The following is a 21,133-nucleotide window of genomic DNA, read 5'->3' as shown; positions in this document are numbered from 1 at the left end:
ACACGCGCTGTGCCTGTCAACTTTTCCTGACAGATCCCTTTCTACCGGCGCATCACTTAGCGTAATATTCATTTATCTGAACCTGATTAAGGCGAACGCAATGCGTCTGGAAGTGTTCTGTCAGGACCGCATCGGTCTGACGCGTGAACTGCTCGATCTGCTGGTGGCACGCAACATTGATTTACGCGGTATTGAAATTACGGCGCTGGGCCGCATCTATCTGAATTTTTCGGCACTGGAATTTGACGCTTTCAGTAATCTGATGGCAGAAATCCGGCGTACACCGGGCGTAACAGATGTGCGCACGGTAACGTACATGCCTTCGGAGCGTGAACATCGCGCGCTGAGTGCCTTACTGGTGGCCATGCCAGATCCGGTTTTCTCCATCGATCTGAAAAGCAAGGTGGAACTGGCTAATCCGGCGGCACAAAACCTGTTTAATCTTGATGAAGAGAAAATGCGCAATTTCAGCGCCGGCAACCTGATTAATGGCTTTAACTTCATGCGCTGGCTGGAAAGCGATCGGGTTGAGGCGCAGGCGCAGCATGTCGTCATTGAAGGGCGCGATTTTCTGATGGAAGCGCGTCCTATTTATCTGCCGGGTGAAGAGGGCCAGAACGACAGGCCGGTCGGGGCGATGGTGATGCTGAAGTCAACCGCTCGCATGGGCCGTCAGTTACAGAATCTGGTGGTCACCGACGAATCCGAGTTTGACCATATCATTGCCGTCACGCCGAAGATGCGTCAGGTGGTCGATCAGGCGCGCAAACTGGCGATGCTGGATGCGCCGTTACTGATTGTCGGCGATACCGGCACCGGGAAAGATATGCTGGCACGCGCCTGCCATCTGCGCAGCGCCCGTGGGAAAAATCCTTTCCTGGCGCTGAACTGTGCCTCATTACCCGACGACGTTGCGGAAAGCGAGCTGTTTGGTCATGCCGCCGGTGCCTATCCGAATGCGCTGGAAGGCAAGAAGGGCTTTTTTGAGCAGGCCAATGGTGGCTCGGTATTGCTGGATGAGATTGGCGAGATGTCGCCGAGAATGCAGACCAAGCTGCTGCGTTTTCTCAATGATGGCACCTTCCGCCGCGTCGGTGAAGAGCATGAAGTCCATGTTAATGTGCGCGTAATCTGCGCTACGCAGAAGAACCTGATTGAACTGGTGCAACGCGGTGAGTTTCGCGAAGATCTTTTTTACCGGCTCAATGTGCTGACGCTGCAACTGCCCCCGCTGCGCGATCGACCGCAGGATATCCTGCCACTGACCGAGATGTTTGTGGCCCGCTTTGCGGATGAGCAGGGGATGGCCCGGCCGCGACTCTCGCCACAGCTCATTGCATTTCTGACGCGCTACGCCTGGCCTGGCAATGTGCGCCAGTTAAAAAATGCGTTGTATCGCGCGTTAACCCAGTTGGAAGGATATGAACTGCGACCGCAGGATATTGTGTTGCCTGAACAGACACTGGATGTATCGCTGGGCGATGAAGCACTGGAAGGAACGCTGGATCAGATTACCAGCCGTTTTGAGCGGTCAATACTGACGCGGCTTTATCTCTCCTATCCCAGCACCCGAAAACTGGCAAAACGTCTGGGTGTTTCCCATACCGCGATTGCCAACAAGCTGCGTGAATATGGTCTGGGACAGAAGCGCACCGAAAGCGAATGATCGGTAAGCAGAGAGCAGGAAGCGGATAACCAGGTTATCCGCTTTTTTTATTACTTCAGCGCGGCCAGGGCAGCGTCGTAATCAGGCTCAGTGGTGATTTCATCAACCAGCTGGCTGTAAATCACTTTATCGTTCTCATCCAGAACGATCACCGCACGTGCGGTCAGGCCTTCCAGCGCACCATCAGCAATTTCTACACCATACTCATACTTGAATTCTGAGCCGCGCAGCGTCGACAGCGTCACCACATTGCTCAGGTTTTCCGCGCCACAGAAACGCGACTGGGCAAAAGGCAGATCGGCAGAGATGCATAACACCACGGCGTTATTCAGCTCGCTTGCCGCCTGGTTGAATTTGCGCACTGATGAGGCACAGACACCGGTATCAACGCTTGGGAAAATGTTCAGAATTTTGCGTTTTCCTGCATACTCAGAGAGCGCAACGTTAACCAGGTTCTTTGCTACCAGCGTGAAAGGCTTAGCTTTATCGCCAGCCTGTGGAAACTGACCTGCAACCGGAACGGCATTACCCTGAAAATGAACAGTCTGAGACATAGTGATTCCTTTTGATGATAAAAAAGATCTGACACAAAACGGCTAAAGATAGCCGTTGTTTATGACATAAATGTTAAGGGTTTACGAGTTCAATTGTGGAATTTAACGTGGCGGTCTGCCACTGCGTCACACTTTGTGGAGTGTAAATGAGAACGGTAAAAAGTTATCCCGAAGCCTGGCCGTTGCATACGCCGTTTGTCATTGCCCGTGGAACCCGGACCGAAGTCAAAGTGGTGGTGGTTGAAATTGAGGAAGATGGCGTAAAAGGCGTCGGTGAAGCGACGCCCTATGCGCGCTATGGTGAAAGCGAAGCATCGGTGCTGGCGCAGATCGCCACGTTGCTGCCCGCGCTGCAAGAGGGCATGACGCGCGAGGCATTACAACAGGCGCTGCCTGCCGGGGCGGCGCGCAACGCCATCGACAGTGCACTGTGGGATCTCGCCGCACATCAGCAGCAGCGCAGCCTCTGGGCGCTTAGCGGTGTGACTGCGCCTGCTGATGTCGTGACCGCGCAGACCGTCAGCATTGATACCCCTGAGGCGATGGCCAGCAGCGCACTCGCACTGTGGCAGCATGGTGCAACACTGCTGAAAATTAAGCTGGATAACAATTTTATTACTGAACGGCTGATGGCCATCCGCGCCGCCGTACCGGAAGCAACCCTGATTGTGGATGCAAATGAGTCCTGGCACGCTGAAGGCCTGGCGGCACGCTGTCAGCTGCTGGCAGACATTGATGTGGCGATGCTGGAACAGCCTTTACCTGCAGGTGAAGATGCGGCACTGGAGAACTTTATTCACCCGTTGCCCATTTGTGCCGATGAGAGCTGTCATACACGTGAAAGCCTGGCCGCGCTGCGAGGCCGTTATGAGATGGTCAACATCAAGCTGGATAAAACGGGCGGTCTGACCGAGGCGCTGGCGCTTGCCGATGCCGCGCAGCAGCAGGGCTTTGCGGTGATGCTGGGCTGCATGCTCTGCACCTCGCGGGCGATACGTGCTGCGCTGCCGCTGGTGCCGCAGACCCGTTTCGCCGATCTTGATGGGCCGACCTGGCTGGCGGTGGATGCAGAACCGGCGATCACCGTGCGCAGCGGTCGGCTGATTATTGCTGCCAGAGCAGCAAACTAACCATCATCTCAAGATAGGTCTCCGTGGCTTCATCCACGGAAATCACCGGCATCTCAGCGGTCACGCAGGGCAGACTGAGATCGTAACACCAGCTGCCGAATGAGCCAGGCGTGTCATATCCTACGCTGCTGACGCGAGGAAGGCCGGTATGGCTGGCCAGCCAGCCACCAATCTCCACCTGATGCGGGTCGTCAATACAGCCCAGCGGCTCATGCCAGGAAACGATCCAGGCTGGCTTAAGTTGATGTATCAGGGCACAGAGCGCCAGTGTCTCCGGTTCAGAACCCGGATGCGTGCCGGTTGAGAGCGTGACATCCCGCGCATCGGCAGCACTGTTCCAGCGATAAACGGTCTCTCCGGGCTGCCAGTTCGCTGCGGGGAAGTTGCGGTTGAGATCGACGCCATTTGCGTTAGCGCGCAGGCCAAGCTGACAGCCATCAGGATTGACTGCCAGCACCACGTGGTGCCGACGCATGCCATCGGGCAGTGTCCGTAACGCAGCAGAAAGCGTGGCGATGGCCGCATTTTCATCACCGTGTGTGCCAGCCAGAATCAGACCGCTGTCCGGGTCACCCAGTGGCGCTGGAAACCACAGCAGCGGCGCGCCGAGCACGGAGCGGCCATACTGCTGATACGAAACGTCAAGTTTGCCGCGAAGGGGACGCGGATGAAGTGGCGACATACAGATTTCCTCAAAGGGTTTTACTCAAAGTAGCGGAAAAGCCGTGTGCGGAAAATAGCTATTTATCTGTCAGCCATTTGCGATAAAGTGCCCTGCACAAGCTACATCGGCAACAGACTGATGCAGCACTTCTTTGGGGTAAAGGAGTGATAATGGTTAAGACCTTTCGTATGACGCTGGCAGCAATCAGTCTGAGCAGCATCCTCACACCCGCCATTGCGGCGAATCCACCCGCTGGCGCGCAGCTGGCCGAACAGCAGCAGATCGTCCGCCATATTAAAGATGAACCCGCTTCACTTGATCCGCTTAAAGCGGTAGGGCTGCCTGAAATTCAGGTTATTCGCGATCTGTTTGAAGGTCTGACAAATCAGGATGCTCAGGGCAAAATCGTGCCGGGCGTGGCACAGAGCTGGAGCAGCAGCGACAACAAAACCTGGGTCTTCACCCTGCGCAATAACGCGCGCTGGTCAAACGGCGAACCGGTCACGGCGCAGGATTTTGTCTACAGCTGGCAGCGGCTGGTCGATCCCAAAAACAGCTCAGGCTCAGCCGGGTTTGCGGGGTTAAGCGGTATTGAAAATGCGGCAGCGATTACCAAAGGCGAAATGACCCCCGATAAACTGGGAGTGACTGCCCAGAGCAAAACCCAGCTGAAAGTGACGCTGGATCGTCCTGTGCCGTGGTTCCCGGCGCTGGTGGCTAACGTGGCGCTCTTCCCGGTGCCGCAAAAAGTGATTGCCCAGCAAGGTGACAGCTGGACGGCACCCGGCAAACTGGTCGGTAACGGTGCCTATCAGCTCAGCGAGCGGGTAGTGAACGAGAAGATTGTCCTGACCCGTAATCCTCATTACTGGGATGATGCACATTCGGTGCTGACGAAAGTGACCTTTGTGCCAATCAATGAAGAGTCGAGCGCGACTAAACGTTATCGTGCCAACGACATTGATATCACCGAATCTTTCCCTAAGAACATGTATGCGTTATTAAAGAAAACGTTGCCGGGAGAGGTCTACACACCTGACCAGTTAGGCACCTATTACTATGCGTTTAACACGCAGAAAGGACCGACTGCCGATGTGCGGGTTCGCAAAGCACTGTCCTGGTCTATCGACCGAAACGTCATTGCTGACAAAGTGCTGGGCACCGGTGAGAAACCGGCGTGGCACTTTACGCCAGATGTGACAGCAGGCTTTAAGCCACTGCCCACGTTCATGCAACAGCACGATCAGAACGCCCTGAATGCGCAGGCCAAATCGCTGCTTGCCGCCGCCGGTTACGCTCCGGGTAAACCGCTGAAGCTCAAACTGCTCTACAACACCTCTGAGAGCCATCAGAAGATTGCGATTGCCGTGGCCTCTATGTGGAAAAAGAACCTCGGTGTGGATGTCACACTGGAGAATCAGGAGTGGAAAACCTACATCGACAGTCGTAACAGCGGGAACTTCGATGTGATTCGCGCCTCGTGGGTGGGAGACTACAATGAGCCCTCCACCTTCCTGAATCTACTGACCTCGGGCAACAGCAGCAATATCGCGCGTTTTAACAACGCGGATTATGATGCAGTTGTCGCTAAAGCCAGCCGTGAAACCAGCGAGCAGGCACGTAACAGCGATTACAACCGTGCCGAGCAGATCCTCGCTGAACAGGCCCCGATTGCGCCCATCTATCAGTACACGAATGGCCGACTGATTAAACCCTGGGTTAAAGGCTATCCCATCACCAACCCTGAAGATGTCGCCTACAGCCGTGAACTGTGGATTGAAAAGCACTAAGCCTGTGGTGGCCGGTTTCCCGGCCACCTGCTGACATCTTTCTTCACAGCCCGGAGATTGCAACTCAACGCCGTCACGTTAGACTGTATCGTATTGATATTAATGGTGAGGGAATGTTGTGGACGTCATTGAAGGAAAAGCATTACAGGTTTCAGATGCCATCATTTCATGCCAGCTGGATGGCAAGGGTGGGATGATCCCGATAGCTGAAGATGAAGTTATCGAGTGTGAGCAGCCCTGCTGGCTGCATCTGAACTATACCCACAGCAAAAGCGCAGAATGGCTGCAGTCAACGCCGCAGATTCCCGATGCCGTGCGTGACGCCTTAGCGGGTGACAGCATGCGTCCCCGCGTCAGCCGGCTGGGCGACGGATTTATGATCGTGCTGCGCAGCGTTAACCACAACACCGATGCGCGTCGCGACCAGCTGGTGGTGATGCGCGTGTTCATCAACGATAAGCTCATCGTCTCGACCCGGCGGCGTAAAGTCTCTGCCGTCGATGAAGTGCTCACCGATTTGCAAAACGGTAACGGCCCGATTGACTGCGGCAGCTGGCTGGTCGATGTCTGTGATGCCCTGACCGATCACACCAGCGAATTTATCGAAGAGTTACATGACAAAATCATTGAGCTGGAAGATGCGCTGCTTGACCAGCAGATGCCCGCGCGCGGCGAGCTGGGCCTGCTGCGCAAACAGCTGATTGTGATGCGGCGTTACATGGCACCGCAGCGCGATGTTTATGCCCGGCTGGCCAGTGAAAAACTGGGCTGGATGGATGACAGTGAACGACGCCGGATGCAGGAAATCGCCGATCGGCTGGGACGCGGACTGGATGATCTGGATGCGGGCGTAGCGCGCACTGCGATTCTGGCTGACGAGGTGGCCTCTGCGATGGCGGAGTCGATGAACCGCCGCACCTATACGATGTCACTGATGGCGATGATCTTCCTGCCCGCTACGTTCCTGACCGGTCTGTTTGGGGTTAATCTGGGTGGCATTCCGGGCGGTGGATGGGAGTACGGCTTCTCTATCTTCTGTCTGCTGCTCGTGGCACTGGCGGTGGGCGTCGCGGGTTATCTGCGTAAACGGCGCTGGCTGTAACGCGGAAAGGTAACATCGGCGGGGGCGTCTGATTTGAGGACGAAAATCCCGCCGGGTGGGATAAAAATCATAATAAGAAAGCAAAAGCTGATCGACATCAAGAACCTAATGCCGCTGCTGACGCAAACTCTTTCCCGCAGGTGAATGCAACGTCAAGCGATGGGCGTTGCGCTCCATATTGTCTTACTTCCATATTTAGAATTATTGCATAGCACAATTAATTCAAAACATGCCGGCCCGTGTGCCGGCTTTTTTTTTGCCCGCCTGGCTGGAACGCCAATCCTTTTCTAAACTTAAAGTCCATTCGCAAGAAAAGGAGTACGGCATGAGCGCGATTTACAACAGCGAGCCGATCCCTACGGATCCAGTCCCGATTCCTGAACCGATTCCTCATCCGCAACCCCAGCCTGATCAGCCGACCGATCCGGAATATCCGCCGATAATGGATCCACCGCCGCACCGCAACATATAAAAAAAGGGCGTGCTGCCAGCAGCACGCCCTTAACTTATCAGGTACTTACTTAATCTGAAGCACATCCAGACGTGCGCTGAGGTCCGGTGCATCCTCTTCATCAGCTCGCCAGCCCACAGGCTGCAACGGCAGGGTTTCGCGGTCAAAAGCGAGATCGCCGCCATCAACGACCGCATCGCCATGCTTAATCCCTTTAAAATCGAACAGATTGATATCTGCCAGGTGCGACGGCACGACGTTTTGCATTGCGCTGAACATGGTTTCAATGCGGCCAGGATAGCGCTTATCCCAGTCACGCAACATATCGGCTACCACCTGCCGCTGCAGGTTTGGCTGAGAACCGCAGAGATTGCACGGGATAATCGGGAACTGACGCGCGTCTGAGAAACGAATGATATCTTTCTCGCGGCAGTAGGCCAGCGGACGAATCACAATCTGCTTGCCATCATCACTCATCAGTTTTGGCGGCATACCTTTCAGTTTTCCGCCGTAAAACATGTTCAGGAACAGCGTCTGCAGGATGTCATCGCGATGGTGGCCGAGCGCGATTTTAGTACAACCCAGTTCAGTCGCGACGCGATAGAGAATGCCACGGCGCAGGCGCGAGCAGAGTGAGCAGGTGGTTTTACCTTCCGGCACTTTCTCTTTGACGATGGAGTAGGTGTCTTCTTCGATAATCCGGTACTCAACGCCCTGTGCCTCAAGATATTGCGGCAGGATGTGCTCCGGGAAGCCAGGCTGTTTCTGGTCGAGGTTAACGGCAATCAGGCTGAAGTTGACCGGCGCACTTTTTTGCAGGCTGCGCAAAATTTCCAGCATGGTGTAGCTGTCTTTACCGCCCGACAGACAGACCATGATGCGGTCGCCTTCTTCAATCATATTAAAATCTGCAATGGCTTCGCCGACGTTACGACGCAGACGTTTCTGCAGCTTATTGAGGTTGTACTGTTCTTTCTTGTCAACCGTTTGATTATCTTGCATTTTTACCTATCTCAAAAACCAGAGAGCGTAGCCGAAGGGCAAATTGCTGTGCGCGTCCAGCCAGACACTTCACTGCGGTGTCACGAATATGCAGCGTATGGTACGGATTGTTGTCGCGAATGCCAGCACTGGAGTGAAGTAATCAGCGGAAAATCGCTGCCGGAGGCATCCGGCAGCGTCTCTCTTTTAAAGCAGATATTGCCGAAAAGGAATGCCGCGAGGAAGATGCTGGTGAGAGCGCGCCTTTACATCCCCAGGAAGACAGCCTGCTGGATGAGACGATGTCACGCGGGAGAATAGTGCGAGGTCAGCTGGCAGGAACATTCTTCCACTGACAATCAATTTCATCACTGTGTGTTGAGCAGGAAGGGGGGGAGGCCTTGTAAGCATCAGCACGCACATGATCTTTTTTTGCTGTACAACCGGCGATCATAAAAATGACAGAGAGAATGAATAGCGTTTTCATCGGGTCGATTTAATGAGTAAAAAAAGCAGCTTACGCAGTTATTAATCAATACTGATTAAACGGCGTGTTGTCTGTACTTGCCAGATTTGATGCGCATCAAATTAAGTCGGATACGAAACCTCACAGGGTTTATTTTGTGACCCGGAATGACTTTTACAATGTCAAAATCTGAAAATCATACTTTGTTGAATATACGTTTGACCAATCAGATAGAGACTGATCCTTATATTGCCGCTGAAGCCTGTGAAACGTTAAATTCAGATTATTTTGCTTACACACCGCGCCGTTGCTTAAGTCATTGCTGCTCAAGGTGAATATGTATCCATCAGGTTACAATGATCAGTAAATTGTCAGGATGCGGGAAAGGTGTTTTGCGTTTGATTTTTTTATTGCAACGTCCTGCGTGGATGCCGTTCGTTTCGCACATTTCGGCAATACAGCATTCCGATGAAGCCGTTTAATGACCGGGTATAAAATTAAAAAATGAATCAACATTTAACGTCTATGAAATATTCGGATAAAACAGACAAAATAAAGAAGTACGGCATCAGATTTATTATGACGCTGCTACTCTTTTCACTTTGCTATGTTGCCGTCATGTATTGCGGGGTTTTGTTGCTGGTTAACCGACACGGTTTGCTGCATTTTCTGCTGCACTAAACGCATTACCGTCAGCCACAGGCTTTAAAAATCCAGCGGTAGGCATGATGCAGAAAATGCCTGAGCACTTCCATTAAATCCTCAGCCCCTTCTTCTGCCAGACATTGTCCGGTCTCCAGCGCATTATTCACTGAATCCCGATGTTCCAGGAGCATCATGATGGCTGCGGCGCCCGCTATCAGCGTAAAAATCAGCATGCTGACTGCGAACCGATATTTAGGCGAAGTACTGGAAAGGGCGTCTTCTGAATGGTCAGAGTTCTGAGGCATTAGTTTCCGGGTAAAATGATTACGTAAATTAACAATAACGGATTATGCCATTACTTCCCGGCAGGCACTACTTTTAAGGTCAGACTCTGCGCATTTTTGATTTTTCAGAAATGGCAGGAGAAGGAGGGCGGTGACTGCCGCTCACCGCCTTCTGCAAGGTTCTTATGTCTTTGTCGCCATGTGTAGTGGCGGGTTTGTTCAGCAAACGTTTACATCATCTCCAGCGACTGTACGCCTTTTATCTCAATGACCTTATCGTAGAGGTGCGCATCATTTGACTTGCGGGACAACGTTACCTGTATGCTGAGTTCGCACAGGCCGCTCTCCTCATCACGATTAATCACCGTCACATTGCCATAACGAATACCTTCCCGCTGCATAACCAGTAGCACCAGCGGCACGCTTTTAGGCTTAAGGAAAACCAGTAACGTATGGTGCTTGCCGATTAAAACATGGCTCAGGCGGCGGAACACTTCCAGCACCACCAGCGCCAGCACTGTGCCATAAATGCCGATCTCATACATGCCGCTGCCGATCACCAGACCAATCGCTGCCGTTACCCATAATCCCGCTGCCGTGGTCAGGCCTTTCACCACCTGCTTCTGAATCATGATGGTGCCTGCGCCCAGGAAGCCCATACCGCTGACGACCTGGGCTGCAATACGACTGGGGTCCAGTGCCACATGGTCGCTGGTGAGCATATCGGCGAAACCATACTTCGACACCAGCATGAACATCGCACTGCCGATACCGACCAGAATATGGGTACGCAGTCCCGCTTCTTTGGCCCGCATCTGACGCTCCAGACCAATCAGGCCGCCAAGAATACCGGCCAGGGCGATGCGAATTAACATATCCATTAACATGGCTTTACTCCGAAATAATAGGAACCGAAAAAGGGTGACAGTTCAGCGATAGCAGGTAAACAAGATAATTCTGCTTGCAAATCACGGTGGAGAATTTTGTAAAAAGCTGTTTCACCTCTCGACCCCTTGTGCTGCCTGACATATGCTGAGCCAGCCTATTATCCCCATTCCCGGAGTCCGATTGATGAAAGCAGCCACCTTTTTGCTGGCCGGTGCCGCATTATTACTCTCTGCCTGCAGTAGCAACAGTGATGATAACGAGCCACCGCAACAAGCCACCGCCGCGCACATCCAGCCTCGTGTGGTGATGTCTTCCCTGGCAGAAAGCACCTGTTCGAACGCAGGCGGAACGCTGGCGTTTTCACATCAGCTGGATGGATCACGTGTGGGCATGTGTCAGTTAGTGAATGGCCGTCGCTGCGATGAGCAGGCGTTAATTGGCGGGAACTGCGCGCGCTGATGAACAGGCCGGATAGCACCGGCCCGCATCATTAGCAGAGAATCGTCAGGCTGAGAGTCGGTTCGGGCACTCTTCACCCCGATCGAGCTGGCTAAGATTATTCAGTGTCGTCTCGGAAATGGCCGTCAGCGCTTCAGCCGTTAAAAATGCCTGATGACCGGTAAACAGTACGTTATGGCATGCTGAAAGACGACGGAACACATCGTCCTGAATCACATCATTCGACTTATCTTCAAAGAACAGGCCGCGTTCATTCTCATACACATCCATGCCGAGCGCGCCGATTTTCTGCTGTTTCAGCGCGTCAATCGCTGCCTGTGAATCAATCAGCCCGCCACGACTGGTGTTGATGATCATCACCCCATCGCGCATCTGACGAAACGCGTCGGCATTCAGCAGATGATGGTTCTCCGGGGTCAGCGGACAGTGCAGCGTAATGACGTGGGATTCTGTAAACAACGTCTTTAAATCAACATATTCTGCGCCCAGCTCACGCGCCTGCTCACTTGGGTAGGGATCAAACGCCAGCAGCCGCATACCAAACCCTTTCAGAATCCGCATGGTCGCAATGCCGATCTTACCCGTGCCGATAACGCCCGCCGTTTTGTTGTACATGTTAAAGCCGGTCAGTCCGTCGAGCGAAAAGTTCGCATCACGGGTACGCTGATACGCGCGATGAATACGGCGGTTAAGGGTCATCATCAGGCCGATCGTATGTTCCGCCACCGCTTCCGGTGAGTAGGCCGGCACCCGTACGACTTCCAGACCCAGCTCTTTCGCTGCAGCCAGATCGACATTATTGAAGCCAGCGCAACGCAGCGCGATATATTTCACACCCAGCCCGGCCAGCTCTTCCAGCACCGGGCGACTGCCGTCATCGTTTACAAAAATGCAGACAGCATCGCAATCCACTGCGGTTTTTGCCGTGCTCTCTGAGAGTAAAAAGTCAAAAAATACCAGTTCGAAACCAAACTGCTGGTTAACCTGCTCAAGGTATTTCTGATCGTAATGTTTAGTGCTGTAAACCGCGATTTTCATCGTTGTGCTCCTGCAGAGGTGATAAACCAAGGATAACGTTTTCTGACCGACTTTGCTGAAACTGCGTATTTGCGTCCCGTGCACACCTTCACCTCTGGCAGATTACATGCCATCATCGTTGTCAGGATACTGTAAGGAAAAGGATTATGGCTTTTATGCCACGGATGTTCCGGCGACGGCTGGCGGCCGTACTTGCGCTGATTCTCCTGCTGCTCGGCCTGATGTTGACTGTGACGCAATGGCTGCCAAGGCTGGTCGGCATCTGGCTGCCTGAGGATACCCGTATTGAACTGACGAGCGCACCGCGCTGGCGGCAGGGTGGCCTGTGGCTGCCTCAGATTCGTTACCTCGCAGGCGATTGCTCACTGGCAACCGTAAAGGCAGTGTCACTGGGCTGGCATCAGTCGCGCTGGAAGCTGGATGCGGACGAGCTGGTGGTGGAGAGCACCTGCCTGCAAAAATTACCCGCCAGTGACGAGAGATCGACAGCCCCCAAAACGCTGGCCGAATGGCAGGCAATGCTACCGGGTGCCGATGTTCATCTGAACAAACTTGTCGTGGCACCCTGGCAGGCCTATGCGGGCGCGCTGGACCTGACGCTGGAAAAAGATCGCCAGCAACTTAATTATCAGGGCGACAACCTGCAACTGGCGGCGACGCTGACCGGTCAGCAGCTCGCGATCAGTCGCCTGACGCTTACCCATCCTGCGCTGCCTGAACCCATTACGCTAAGTGGTCATCTTGAGTTACCTGCTTTCGCCACCGATCTGCCGGTGAATGGTGAGGTGGACGGACAACTGGCGCTGGATGCATTACCGCATCCGCTGCAGTTAACGCTCAGCTGGCAGCAGCAGCAGGGCGAGCTGCGCGTGGGGATGATGGATGAGAAAAGGCCGCTTCTCAGACTGCCGTGGCAAATCAGCCGCGATCAGATTCGGATCGAAAAGGGCGAGTATTTCTGGCCTCTGGCGGCTCAGCCACTGTCTGGATTTATTAACCTGACGCTGGATAACTGGCAGTCAGGCCTTGAAAACAGCCAGATTACGGGGCGCGTTAACCTGCTGACCCAGGGACGTGGCGGTAAAGGTAACGTGGTACTGGGCGTCGGTCCCGGTAACCTGAGTCTGACCAGTAGCCACCTGCCATTTCAGCTGACCGGCGAAAGCAAGCTGGCCGATCTGCAACTTTACGGCTCTATTCCCGGCGTGCTCAACGGCTCGCTGCTAGATCCTCAGTTAGTTTTGCAACCTAAATCGCTTCTGCGCCTGCGGGGGCGACTGCTCTCTACGCTGGAAGTGGACGAAGCGCGCTGGCCGCTGGCCGGCGTGCGACTCTCCTCGCAGGGTATTGATGGCCGCCTGCAGGCCATTCTCAACGCGCACGATGCCAGCTTTGGCCGCTTCCGGCTGCATCTTGATGGACGCGCCACAAATTTCTGGCCCGATAAGGGCGAGTGGGACTGGCGCTACTGGGGCGGGGGCGAGATGCTGCCGCTGCAGGCACGCTGGGATGTCAAAGGCACCGGCGGCTGGCACGACACGCTGATCCACCTGGATACGCTCTCCACCGGATTTAATCAGCTGGCTTATGGCAGCGTTAACGTCGCAAAACCGCGCCTGACACTGACCGAACCCGTTAAGTGGCAGCGCGATGTGGCGCAACCTTCCTTCAATGGCCATTTCAGACTGCAGGCGGGCCCGACCCACTTCACCTATGGCGGCCGTCTGGCTGATTCCACGCTGGACTTTGAGGCGAAAGGCCGTGATCCCGGCTATTTCCTCTGGCGGGGCGAGTTAAAAGCGGGGAAGGTTGGCCCGCTGCGGGTGAATGGCCGCTGGGACGGTAAACGGTTACGCGGTCAGGCCTGGTGGCCGGCACAGTCGCTGACTGTGTTTCAGCCGCTGCTCAGCCCCGACATGAAAATGCAGATTCAGGGCGGCAGTTTGCAGGCACAGGTCGCATTCTCCGCTGCCAGTAAACAGGGCTTCCAGGCGGGAGGCCACTGGACGGTCAAACAGGGCAGTGTCTGGACGCCGGACAGTCAGGTGAACGGTATCGACTTCTCGCTGCCGTTCAGGTTTCATGAGCAGCAATGGCAGTTTGGTCAGCATGGCCCTGTTTCACTCCGCATTGCCGAGGTGAAGAACCAGTTTGCCATGCAGAATATTCGGGCCGATCTGCAGGGTAACTGGCCGTGGTCTGAACAATCCCCCCTGACTTTACAGGATGTCAGTCTTGACCTGCTTGGCGGACAGATTACGCTGCCAGCCCTGCGTATGCCGCAACATGATCCCGCCCGGGTGTCGCTGCGTAATATCAGCCTCAGCGAGCTGGTGACGGCGCTGAAGCCTAAACAGTTTGCCATGTCGGGTAAGGTTAACGGTGAGTTGCCGCTGTGGTTGAATAATCCACGCTGGCTGGTGGAAAAAGGGTGGATTGCCAACAGCGGTCCGCTGACTTTCCGGCTGGATAAAGATATGGCGGATGCAATTACCCGCAACAACGTAGCGACCGGCGCAGCGCTTGACTGGTTACGCTATATGGAAGTCTCCCGCAGCTGGGCGACAATCAATCTGAATAACCTCGGCGACCTCACTATGGAAGCGCAGGTACAGGGCGTCAGCCAGTTCAGTAACCGTCGTCAGACGGTCAATCTTAACTATCGTCATCAGGAAAACCTCTTTCAGCTCTGGCGCAGCCTGCGCTTTGGCGATAATTTGCAATCCTGGTTAGAGCAACATGCGACTTTGCCATCGAACAAGGACACTTCACCATGAGCCTGAGGCCATTACTGGTTCTGGCAGCCGGACTGCTGAGCATCGGATGCGTGCCACGCATTGAAGTCACGGCACCCAAAGACCCCATCACCATCAATATGAATGTAAAAATCGAGCATGAGATCCACATCAAAGTTGATAAAGACGTGGAAGCGTTACTGAAAAACCAGAGCGGACTGTTCTGAGGAGAGCCATGATGAAACGCATAAGCGCGGCGCTGTTACTTGCCCTGACGATGGCGCTCCCTGCCTGGGCACTGACGCTCGACGAGGCAAGGCAATCAGGCCGTGCAGGTGAAACGCTCTCCGGCTATCTGGCGGCACGTTCGCAGGACAGTGAAACGCTGGCGCTGGTGCAGCGGATTAATGCCGGGCGTCAGCAGGAGTATCAGCGGCTGGCCGGCCAGAACAATCTCTCCACGGCCGATGTGGCCAGCATTGCCGGACAGAAACTGGTGAGCCGTGCCGCAGCGGGAGAGTATGTGCGTGGCATTAATGGTCAATGGCTGAGAAAAGAGGCAGACAGCAGCAACTAACCGGCGAAAAAAAACCGGGCACAGGCCCGGTCTTTGACAGCGTCATCCTGAGATGGCTGAGCGTTATGCGGTCACGATCTGCGTGATAGCGTCTTTCGCTTCGGCGGTCGCTTTGCTGGCCACTTCCGGACCGTAGGCGATGCCTTCAGCAAACACGAACTCAACGTCAGTGATGCCGATGAAGCCAAGGAACAGCTTGACGTAAGGGGTCAGCAGGTCAGTTGGGGTATCTTTGTGAATGCCACCACGGCTTGAGATAACCACTGCAGTTTTGCCTTTAACCAGACCTTCCGGGCCTGCTTCGGTGTAGCGGAACGTCACGCCAGCACGGGCAATCAGGTCGAAATAGTTTTTCAGCTGCGTAGGGATGTTGAAGTTGTACATTGGCGCGGCAATGACGATTTCATCATGAGCCTGCAGTTCTGCAATCAGTTCATCGGACAGATCCAGTGCTTCCTGCTGACGCGGGGAGAGTGGCGTATCAGAAGGACGCATTGCACCCACTAACTCACCATCCAGAACCGGAATCGGGTTAGCCGCCAGGTCACGTACAGTAACTTCTTTACCCTGTGCCTTTGCCTGTTCAACGTAGAAGTCAGCGAGCTGGCTTGATTGTGAGTAGCCTGCAAGGATGCTTGATTTCAGAACTAAAACTGTGCTCATGGTGGTTTCCTGTCTGTTACGCGGAAGACTTTCCGCTCAATGGTTTACACTCTACGGTTATCGATGGCGCGGTGAAAGCGCAATATTTCGAGACCCATGTTCGAATTTATTGAATAAGCGTAACCGGGAGCTGCCGCCTGAACAGTTCAGAATGTGCTATGATACGCGCAATTATTTTATTGAATCAGCTGGTTACCCCGGCTTCAGGGCGCTGCTTTACGTAGCGACACCGTCTGAGTAAGGTACGTCACAATTATGTCATCACCCGATACTTCCCCACTGGCAGCGCTCTGGTCACGGCTCGACGGTTTAATGCTGCGCGATCGCCAGCGGCTACAGCGCCGCCTGCAGGGAGCCAGAAAAACCAAAAATCCTGAGGCGCAGCAGGGCATTGCCAGCGAGCTGGCGCTGGAGTTCGTCGCCGCCGAACAGCGCGTGGCCCAGCGCCGCGCGGCTACCCCAGCGATTACGTTCCCGGACAATCTGCCGGTGAGTCAGAAGCAGCAGGATATTGCTGAGGCGATTCGCGATCATCAGGTGGTGATTGTCGCTGGTGAAACCGGTTCAGGTAAAACCACCCAGTTGCCGAAAATTTGTCTGGCACTGGGACGCGGTGTTACCGGGCTGATTGGCCATACTCAGCCGCGCCGTCTGGCCGCGCGGACCGTGGCGAACCGCATTGCCGATGAGCTCAGCACCTCACTGGGCGGCTGTGTCGGCTACAAAGTGCGGTTCAACGACCAGGTCAGCGATCTGACGCAGATTAAACTGATGACTGACGGGATTCTGCTGGCGGAAATCCAGCAGGATCGCCTGCTGATGCAATATGACACCATCATCATTGATGAAGCCCATGAACGCAGCCTGAATATCGACTTCCTGCTCGGTTATCTGCGTGAGCTGTTGCCACGCCGCCCCGATCTGAAAGTCATCATCACTTCCGCTACCATCGATCCTCAGCGCTTCTCCCGTCATTTCAATAATGCGCCGGTGATTGAAGTTTCTGGCCGCACGTATCCTGTTGAAGTGCGCTATCGTCCGGTGGTCGAAGAGGCGGATGATGGCGACCGTGATCAGCTGCAGGCGATTTTTGATGCGGTGGATGAACTGGGACGGGAAAGCCGTGGCGATATCCTGATCTTTATGAGCGGCGAGCGCGAAATACGCGATACCGCCGACGCGCTCAACAAACGCGATCTTCCGCACACCGAAGTGCTGCCACTCTATGCCCGGCTGTCCAATGCTGAGCAGAATCGGGTGTTTCAGTCGCACAGCGGTCGTCGCATCGTGCTGGCGACCAACGTTGCGGAAACCTCACTGACGGTGCCTGGAATTAAATATGTGATCGATCCCGGCACGGCGCGTATCAGCCGTTACAGCTTCCGCACCAAAGTGCAGCGTCTGCCGATTGAGCCCATATCCCAGGCGTCTGCCAATCAGCGTAAAGGGCGCTGCGGGCGTGTGTCAGACGGTATCTGTATTCGCCTCTACGCAGAAGATGACTTCCTGAGTCGTCCGGCCTTTACCGATCCTGAAATCCTGCGCACCAACCTGGCGTCGGTTATCCTGCAGATGACCTCGCTGGGTCTGGGCGATATTGCCGCCTTCCCGTTTGTGGAAGCACCCGATAAACGCAATATTCAGGATGGTGTCCGTCTGCTGGAAGAGCTGGGGGCGCTGACGCTGAATGAAGAGAACGGTCACTACAAGCTGACCGGATCCGGGCGTCAGCTGGCGCAGCTGCCCGTGGATCCTCGCCTGGCGCGGATGGTGCTGGAAGCGCAGAAATTTGGCTGCGTGCGCGAAGTGATGATTATCACCGCAGGCCTGTCGATTCAGGATCCCCGTGAGCGTCCGGCAGATAAAAAGCAGGCTTCGGATGAGAAGCATCGACGCTTTGCTGATAAAGACTCCGACTTTCTTGCCTACGTGAATCTCTGGAACTATCTGGCGGATCAGCAGAAAGCGCTGTCCGGCAATGTTTTCCGTCGTCAGTGCAAAACCGACTTCCTTAACTATCTGCGCGTGCGGGAATGGCAGGATATCTATACCCAGCTGCGGCAGGTGGTGCGGGAACTGGGGATTCCGGTGAACAGCGAACCGGCTGAGCTGCAGCCCGTTCACTGTGCGCTGTTAAGTGGTCTGCTGTCGCACATCGGTCAGAAAGATGCCGATAAGCAGGAGTATACCGGTGCACGCAACACCCGCTTCGCCATCTTCCCTGGCTCCGGGCTGTTTAAGAAGCCGCCGAAGTGGGCCATGGTCGCGGAGCTGGTTGAGACCAGCCGCCTGTGGGGCCGCACGGCGGGGCGCATTGAGCCAGAGTGGATTGAGCCGCTGGCGCAGCATCTGATTAAGCGCAGCTACAGCGAACCGCACTGGGAGAAATCGCAGGGCGCGGTGATGGCCGCTGAAAAAGTCACGCTCTATGGTCTGCCGATTGTGGCCGCTCGCAAAGTGAACTATGGCAGCATCGATCCTACACTGAGCCGTGAGCTGTTTATCCGCCACGCGCTGGTGGAAGGCGACTGGCAGACGCGTCATGCTTTCTTCCGGGCTAACCAGAAGCTGCGTAGTGAAGTCGAGGATCTGGAACACAAATCCCGTCGCCGCGACATCCTGGTGGATGACGAAACGCTGTTTGCTTTTTATGACCAGCGCATTGGCAAAGAGGTGGTGTCGGCGAAGCATTTTGACAGCTGGTGGAAGCAGGCCAGCCGTGAAAACGCCGAGCTGCTGAACTTCGACAAGCAGATGCTGATCAAAGAAGGCGCGGATAAAGTCAGCCAGCTCGACTACCCCAATTTCTGGCATCAGGGCAACCTCAAACTCAGGCTGAGTTATCAGTTCGAGCCAGGTGCCGATGCGGATGGCGTCACGGTGCATATTCCGCTGCCGCTGCTGAATCAGGTTGAGGATAGCGGCTTTGAATGGCAGATCCCAGGCGTGCGTCGTGAGCTGATCATCGCGCTGATTAAGTCGCTGCCCAAACCGCTGCGCCGTAACCTGGTGCCAGCTCCCAACTACGCTGAAGCGTTTCTGGGACGCGTGAAGGCGATGGAGATGCCACTGCTTGATGCGCTGTCGCGTGAGTTTCGCCGCATGACCGGTGTCACGCTGGAACGTGAAAACTGGCAGTGGGAACAGGTGCCCGATCATCTGAAAATGACGTTCCGCGTGGTAGACGAGAACAACCGTAAACTGCTGGAAGGTAAAGATCTCACCGCGCTCAAGGCGCAGCTGAAAGATAAAGTGCAGGAAACGCTATCGAAAGTGGCGGATGACGGGCTGGAGCAGAGCGGACTGCACATCTGGAGCTTCGGCGATCTGCCGCGCAGCTATGAACAGAAGCGCGGCAGCTATCAGGTCAAAGCCTGGCCTGCGCTGGTCGATGAGAAAGAGAGCGTCGCCATTCGCCTGTTTGACAGCGAGCAGGAGCAGCAAAAAATGATGTGGCGCGGTCAGCGTCGCTTGCTGCTGCTGAATGTGCCGTCTCCGGTTAAATATCTGCACGAGAAATTGCCGAACAAAGCCAAGCTCGGACTCTACTTTAACCCTTATGGCAAAGTGCTGGAGCTCATCGACGACTGTATCGCCTGTGGTATTGATAAGCTGATAGGTGAAGCGGGCGGTCCGGCCTGGGACCAGGGCGCGTTTGAGCAGTTGCGTGACAAAGTGCGCGGTGAACTCAATGAGACCGTTGTGACGATCGCACAACAGGTTGAGCAGATCCTCACGGCCGTCTTCAACATCAATAAGCGTCTGAAAGGCCGGGTTGATATGACCATGGCGCTGGCATTATCGGATATCAAGGCGCAGGTAAATGGTCTGGTCTATCGCGGCTTTGTCACCGGCAATGGCTGGCAGCGACTGGCCGATACGCTGCGTTATCTGAATGGTATTGAACGGCGGCTCGAAAAGCTGCCTGCTGACCCGCACAGCGATCGGGCGCGCATGTTAAAAGTGCAGGCAGTGGAACAGGCGTATCAGGCGTGGCGTAATAAGTTGCCGCCGCAGCGTCAGGATGATGAAGAGGTTCAGAACATCCGCTGGATGATTGAAGAGCTACGTATCAGTTACTTTGCTCAGCAGTTAGGCACACCTTATCCCATTTCAGATAAGCGCATCCTGCAGACGATGGAACAGATAGCGGCTTAAAAAGCCAGGGTGCGCGTCTTAACAGGCGCGCACCCAATGGTAAAGCGTCAGTGCGGTTACTGCGCGAGGGATTCCAGCTTGTCTTTAAACGAGGTGACCGAAATTGCGCGGTTGTCAGCCAGATAGCGATCTTTCGCTGCGGGCGCAGAGCTTTGTACCGCGATTAACTGCCAGCCATTATCGCTTTTAAGCAGCAGCGGTGAACCACTGTCACCCGGCAGCGTGTCACACTGATGCGACAGCACCGCACGTTGCGCCCAGCCGGTAATCAGGCAATCGCTGTGGGAGTAGAGCGTATCCAGATGATCGGCCGGATAGCCTGCCTGCGTCACTTTACGTCCGGTCAGCTTCAGCGCCGCCGTGAGATCGCTGCGTGAGCCATCAAACAAGGGAATGGGCGTAATCGCTGAAGGCGGATTGCGTAATATCACGATGCCGTAATCATAGGGTGCTGCACTGCTCGGCACGATCCAGCCTTCGCCATCCGCTTTTAATTTTGACGCCAGCGAAGGTTCCACCCGCGCATCAATATCATGAAGCTCGTAGCGCCACCCTTTATCGCTGGCCATAAATCGCAGCGCAACCGGCTTATCGAAATTCCCGGGCGGGGAAAGCAGACAGTGTCCGGCGGTCAGGGCCAGATGGGGAGAGATGAGCGTGGCAGTACAGAGGTTACCACTTTCGGTTTCCAGCTGGCCAATGGCATCCCAGGGGGCAGCAATAATATCGGTGATTGCCTGGCGATGATCCTTGCCGAAGAACAGCATCTTAATCTCAGCAGGAGTAGGCGAGTCATCGTCATCATCGGCATGAACCGTGGTGGCAAAGCTGAAGAGTCCAACCATTAACAAGGTAGCCAGGCGCATAGAAATCTCAATGGCG

The 21,133-nt window shown here is 54.8% G+C and carries 18 protein-coding genes; 10 read left to right on the top strand and 8 right to left on the bottom strand.

The genetic code is table 11. The annotated features are described in order from the left end of the window. The first annotated feature begins 100 nt into the window (after positions 1-100). On the top strand, positions 101-1,666 hold the full coding sequence (gene tyrR, locus H7K52_RS05795; RefSeq protein ID WP_003853785.1) for a transcriptional regulator TyrR: 1,566 nt from the start codon (positions 101-103) through the stop codon (positions 1,664-1,666). Positions 1,667-1,716: 50 nt separating this feature from the next. On the opposite strand, the gene tpx is transcribed toward tyrR, so the two are convergent. Next, positions 1,717-2,220 carry a thiol peroxidase gene (gene tpx / locus H7K52_RS05790; RefSeq protein WP_003853783.1) on the bottom strand — a complete coding sequence of 168 codons (504 nt, stop codon included), beginning with the start codon at positions 2,218-2,220 and terminating at the stop codon, positions 1,717-1,719. A 146-nt stretch (positions 2,221-2,366) separates the two neighbouring features. Between tpx and ycjG the strand changes: the two genes are divergently transcribed. Continuing rightward, positions 2,367-3,350, top strand: a complete 984-nt coding sequence (gene ycjG / locus H7K52_RS05785; RefSeq protein ID WP_182629818.1) for an L-Ala-D/L-Glu epimerase — start codon at positions 2,367-2,369, stop codon at positions 3,348-3,350. On the opposite strand, the gene mpaA is transcribed toward ycjG, so the two are convergent. Beyond that, the gene (gene mpaA, locus H7K52_RS05780; protein ID WP_182629817.1) at positions 3,325-4,032 is read right to left on the bottom strand and encodes a murein tripeptide amidase MpaA; all 708 of its coding nucleotides are present in this window, start codon (positions 4,030-4,032) and stop codon (positions 3,325-3,327) included. The genes ycjG and mpaA overlap by 26 nt on opposite strands. Positions 4,033-4,184: 152 nt before the next feature. Here mpaA and H7K52_RS05775 point away from each other — a divergent pair, with 152 nt between their 5' ends. From H7K52_RS05775 to ynaL, 3 genes are all read left to right on the top strand, one after another. Continuing rightward, entirely contained in the window at positions 4,185-5,804 is a 1,620-nt protein-coding gene (locus H7K52_RS05775) for a peptide ABC transporter substrate-binding protein (RefSeq protein WP_182629816.1), read from the top strand. Positions 5,805-5,922: 118 nt separating this feature from the next. Further along, entirely contained in the window at positions 5,923-6,906 is a 984-nt protein-coding gene (gene zntB / locus H7K52_RS05770; protein WP_078804444.1) for a zinc transporter ZntB, read from the top strand. A gap of 325 nt (positions 6,907-7,231) precedes the next feature. Continuing rightward, positions 7,232-7,378: a proline-rich small protein YnaL gene (gene ynaL, locus H7K52_RS05765; RefSeq protein ID WP_003853775.1), complete on the top strand. Its 147-nt coding sequence runs from the start codon at positions 7,232-7,234 to the stop codon at positions 7,376-7,378. A 45-nt stretch (positions 7,379-7,423) separates the two neighbouring features. Here the strand turns inward: ynaL and ttcA are convergent, their stop codons facing one another. The 3 genes from ttcA to H7K52_RS05750 form a co-directional block, all read right to left on the bottom strand. Continuing rightward, positions 7,424-8,359, bottom strand: a complete 936-nt coding sequence (gene ttcA, locus H7K52_RS05760; protein WP_008925249.1) for a tRNA 2-thiocytidine(32) synthetase TtcA — start codon at positions 8,357-8,359, stop codon at positions 7,424-7,426. 1,137 nt (positions 8,360-9,496) lie between these two features. Further along, positions 9,497-9,682: a hypothetical protein gene (locus tag H7K52_RS05755; protein ID WP_003853767.1), complete on the bottom strand. Its 186-nt coding sequence runs from the start codon at positions 9,680-9,682 to the stop codon at positions 9,497-9,499. Between the two features lie 281 nt (positions 9,683-9,963). Further along, positions 9,964-10,620: an MgtC/SapB family protein gene (locus H7K52_RS05750; RefSeq protein ID WP_003853765.1), complete on the bottom strand. Its 657-nt coding sequence runs from the start codon at positions 10,618-10,620 to the stop codon at positions 9,964-9,966. A gap of 184 nt (positions 10,621-10,804) precedes the next feature. Here H7K52_RS05750 and H7K52_RS05745 point away from each other — a divergent pair, with 184 nt between their 5' ends. After that, a complete protein-coding gene (locus tag H7K52_RS05745) occupies positions 10,805-11,080 on the top strand; it encodes a putative hemolysin (protein WP_003853763.1) in 276 nt (91 codons plus the stop codon). Positions 11,081-11,125: 45 nt separating this feature from the next. On the opposite strand, the gene H7K52_RS05740 is transcribed toward H7K52_RS05745, so the two are convergent. Further along, complete coding sequence (locus H7K52_RS05740; protein ID WP_003853762.1) at positions 11,126-12,118, bottom strand: 2-hydroxyacid dehydrogenase; 993 nt, start codon at positions 12,116-12,118, stop codon at positions 11,126-11,128. Positions 12,119-12,264: 146 nt separating this feature from the next. Here H7K52_RS05740 and H7K52_RS05735 point away from each other — a divergent pair, with 146 nt between their 5' ends. From H7K52_RS05735 to H7K52_RS05725, 3 genes are read left to right on the top strand one after another with little or no spacing between them, the layout of a single operon-like run. Beyond that, the gene (locus H7K52_RS05735; RefSeq protein WP_304622240.1) at positions 12,265-14,895 is read left to right on the top strand and encodes a YdbH family protein; all 2,631 of its coding nucleotides are present in this window, start codon (positions 12,265-12,267) and stop codon (positions 14,893-14,895) included. Further along, positions 14,892-15,080, top strand: coding sequence for a YnbE family lipoprotein (locus H7K52_RS05730; RefSeq protein ID WP_003853757.1), 189 nt, complete (start codon positions 14,892-14,894; stop codon positions 15,078-15,080). Before H7K52_RS05735 ends, H7K52_RS05730 begins: the two co-directional genes overlap by 4 nt. 11 nt (positions 15,081-15,091) lie before the next feature. Continuing rightward, entirely contained in the window at positions 15,092-15,430 is a 339-nt protein-coding gene (locus H7K52_RS05725; protein ID WP_008925245.1) for a YdbL family probable chaperone protein, read from the top strand. A gap of 63 nt (positions 15,431-15,493) precedes the next feature. Here the strand turns inward: H7K52_RS05725 and azoR are convergent, their stop codons facing one another. Then, positions 15,494-16,093, bottom strand: coding sequence for an FMN-dependent NADH-azoreductase (azoR, locus tag H7K52_RS05720; RefSeq protein ID WP_140033388.1), 600 nt, complete (start codon positions 16,091-16,093; stop codon positions 15,494-15,496). A 255-nt stretch (positions 16,094-16,348) separates the two neighbouring features. Here azoR and hrpA point away from each other — a divergent pair, with 255 nt between their 5' ends. Beyond that, positions 16,349-20,251 (top strand): ATP-dependent RNA helicase HrpA, encoded by a 3,903-nt coding sequence (hrpA, locus tag H7K52_RS05715; protein ID WP_182629815.1) that lies wholly within the window; start codon positions 16,349-16,351, stop codon positions 20,249-20,251. Positions 20,252-20,307: 56 nt separating this feature from the next. Here hrpA and H7K52_RS05710 read toward each other — a convergent pair whose 3' ends face one another. After that, positions 20,308-21,117, bottom strand: coding sequence for a trypsin-like serine peptidase (locus H7K52_RS05710; RefSeq protein ID WP_182629814.1), 810 nt, complete (start codon positions 21,115-21,117; stop codon positions 20,308-20,310). Between the last annotated feature and the right edge of the window lie 16 nt (positions 21,118-21,133).

Source organism: Pantoea hericii (assembly GCF_014155795.1).
Taxonomy (GTDB): Bacteria; Pseudomonadota; Gammaproteobacteria; order Enterobacterales; family Enterobacteriaceae; genus Pantoea; species Pantoea eucalypti.
The sequence above is the reverse complement of the archived record's forward strand: the minus strand, read 5'-3'. Positions and strand labels throughout refer to the sequence as shown.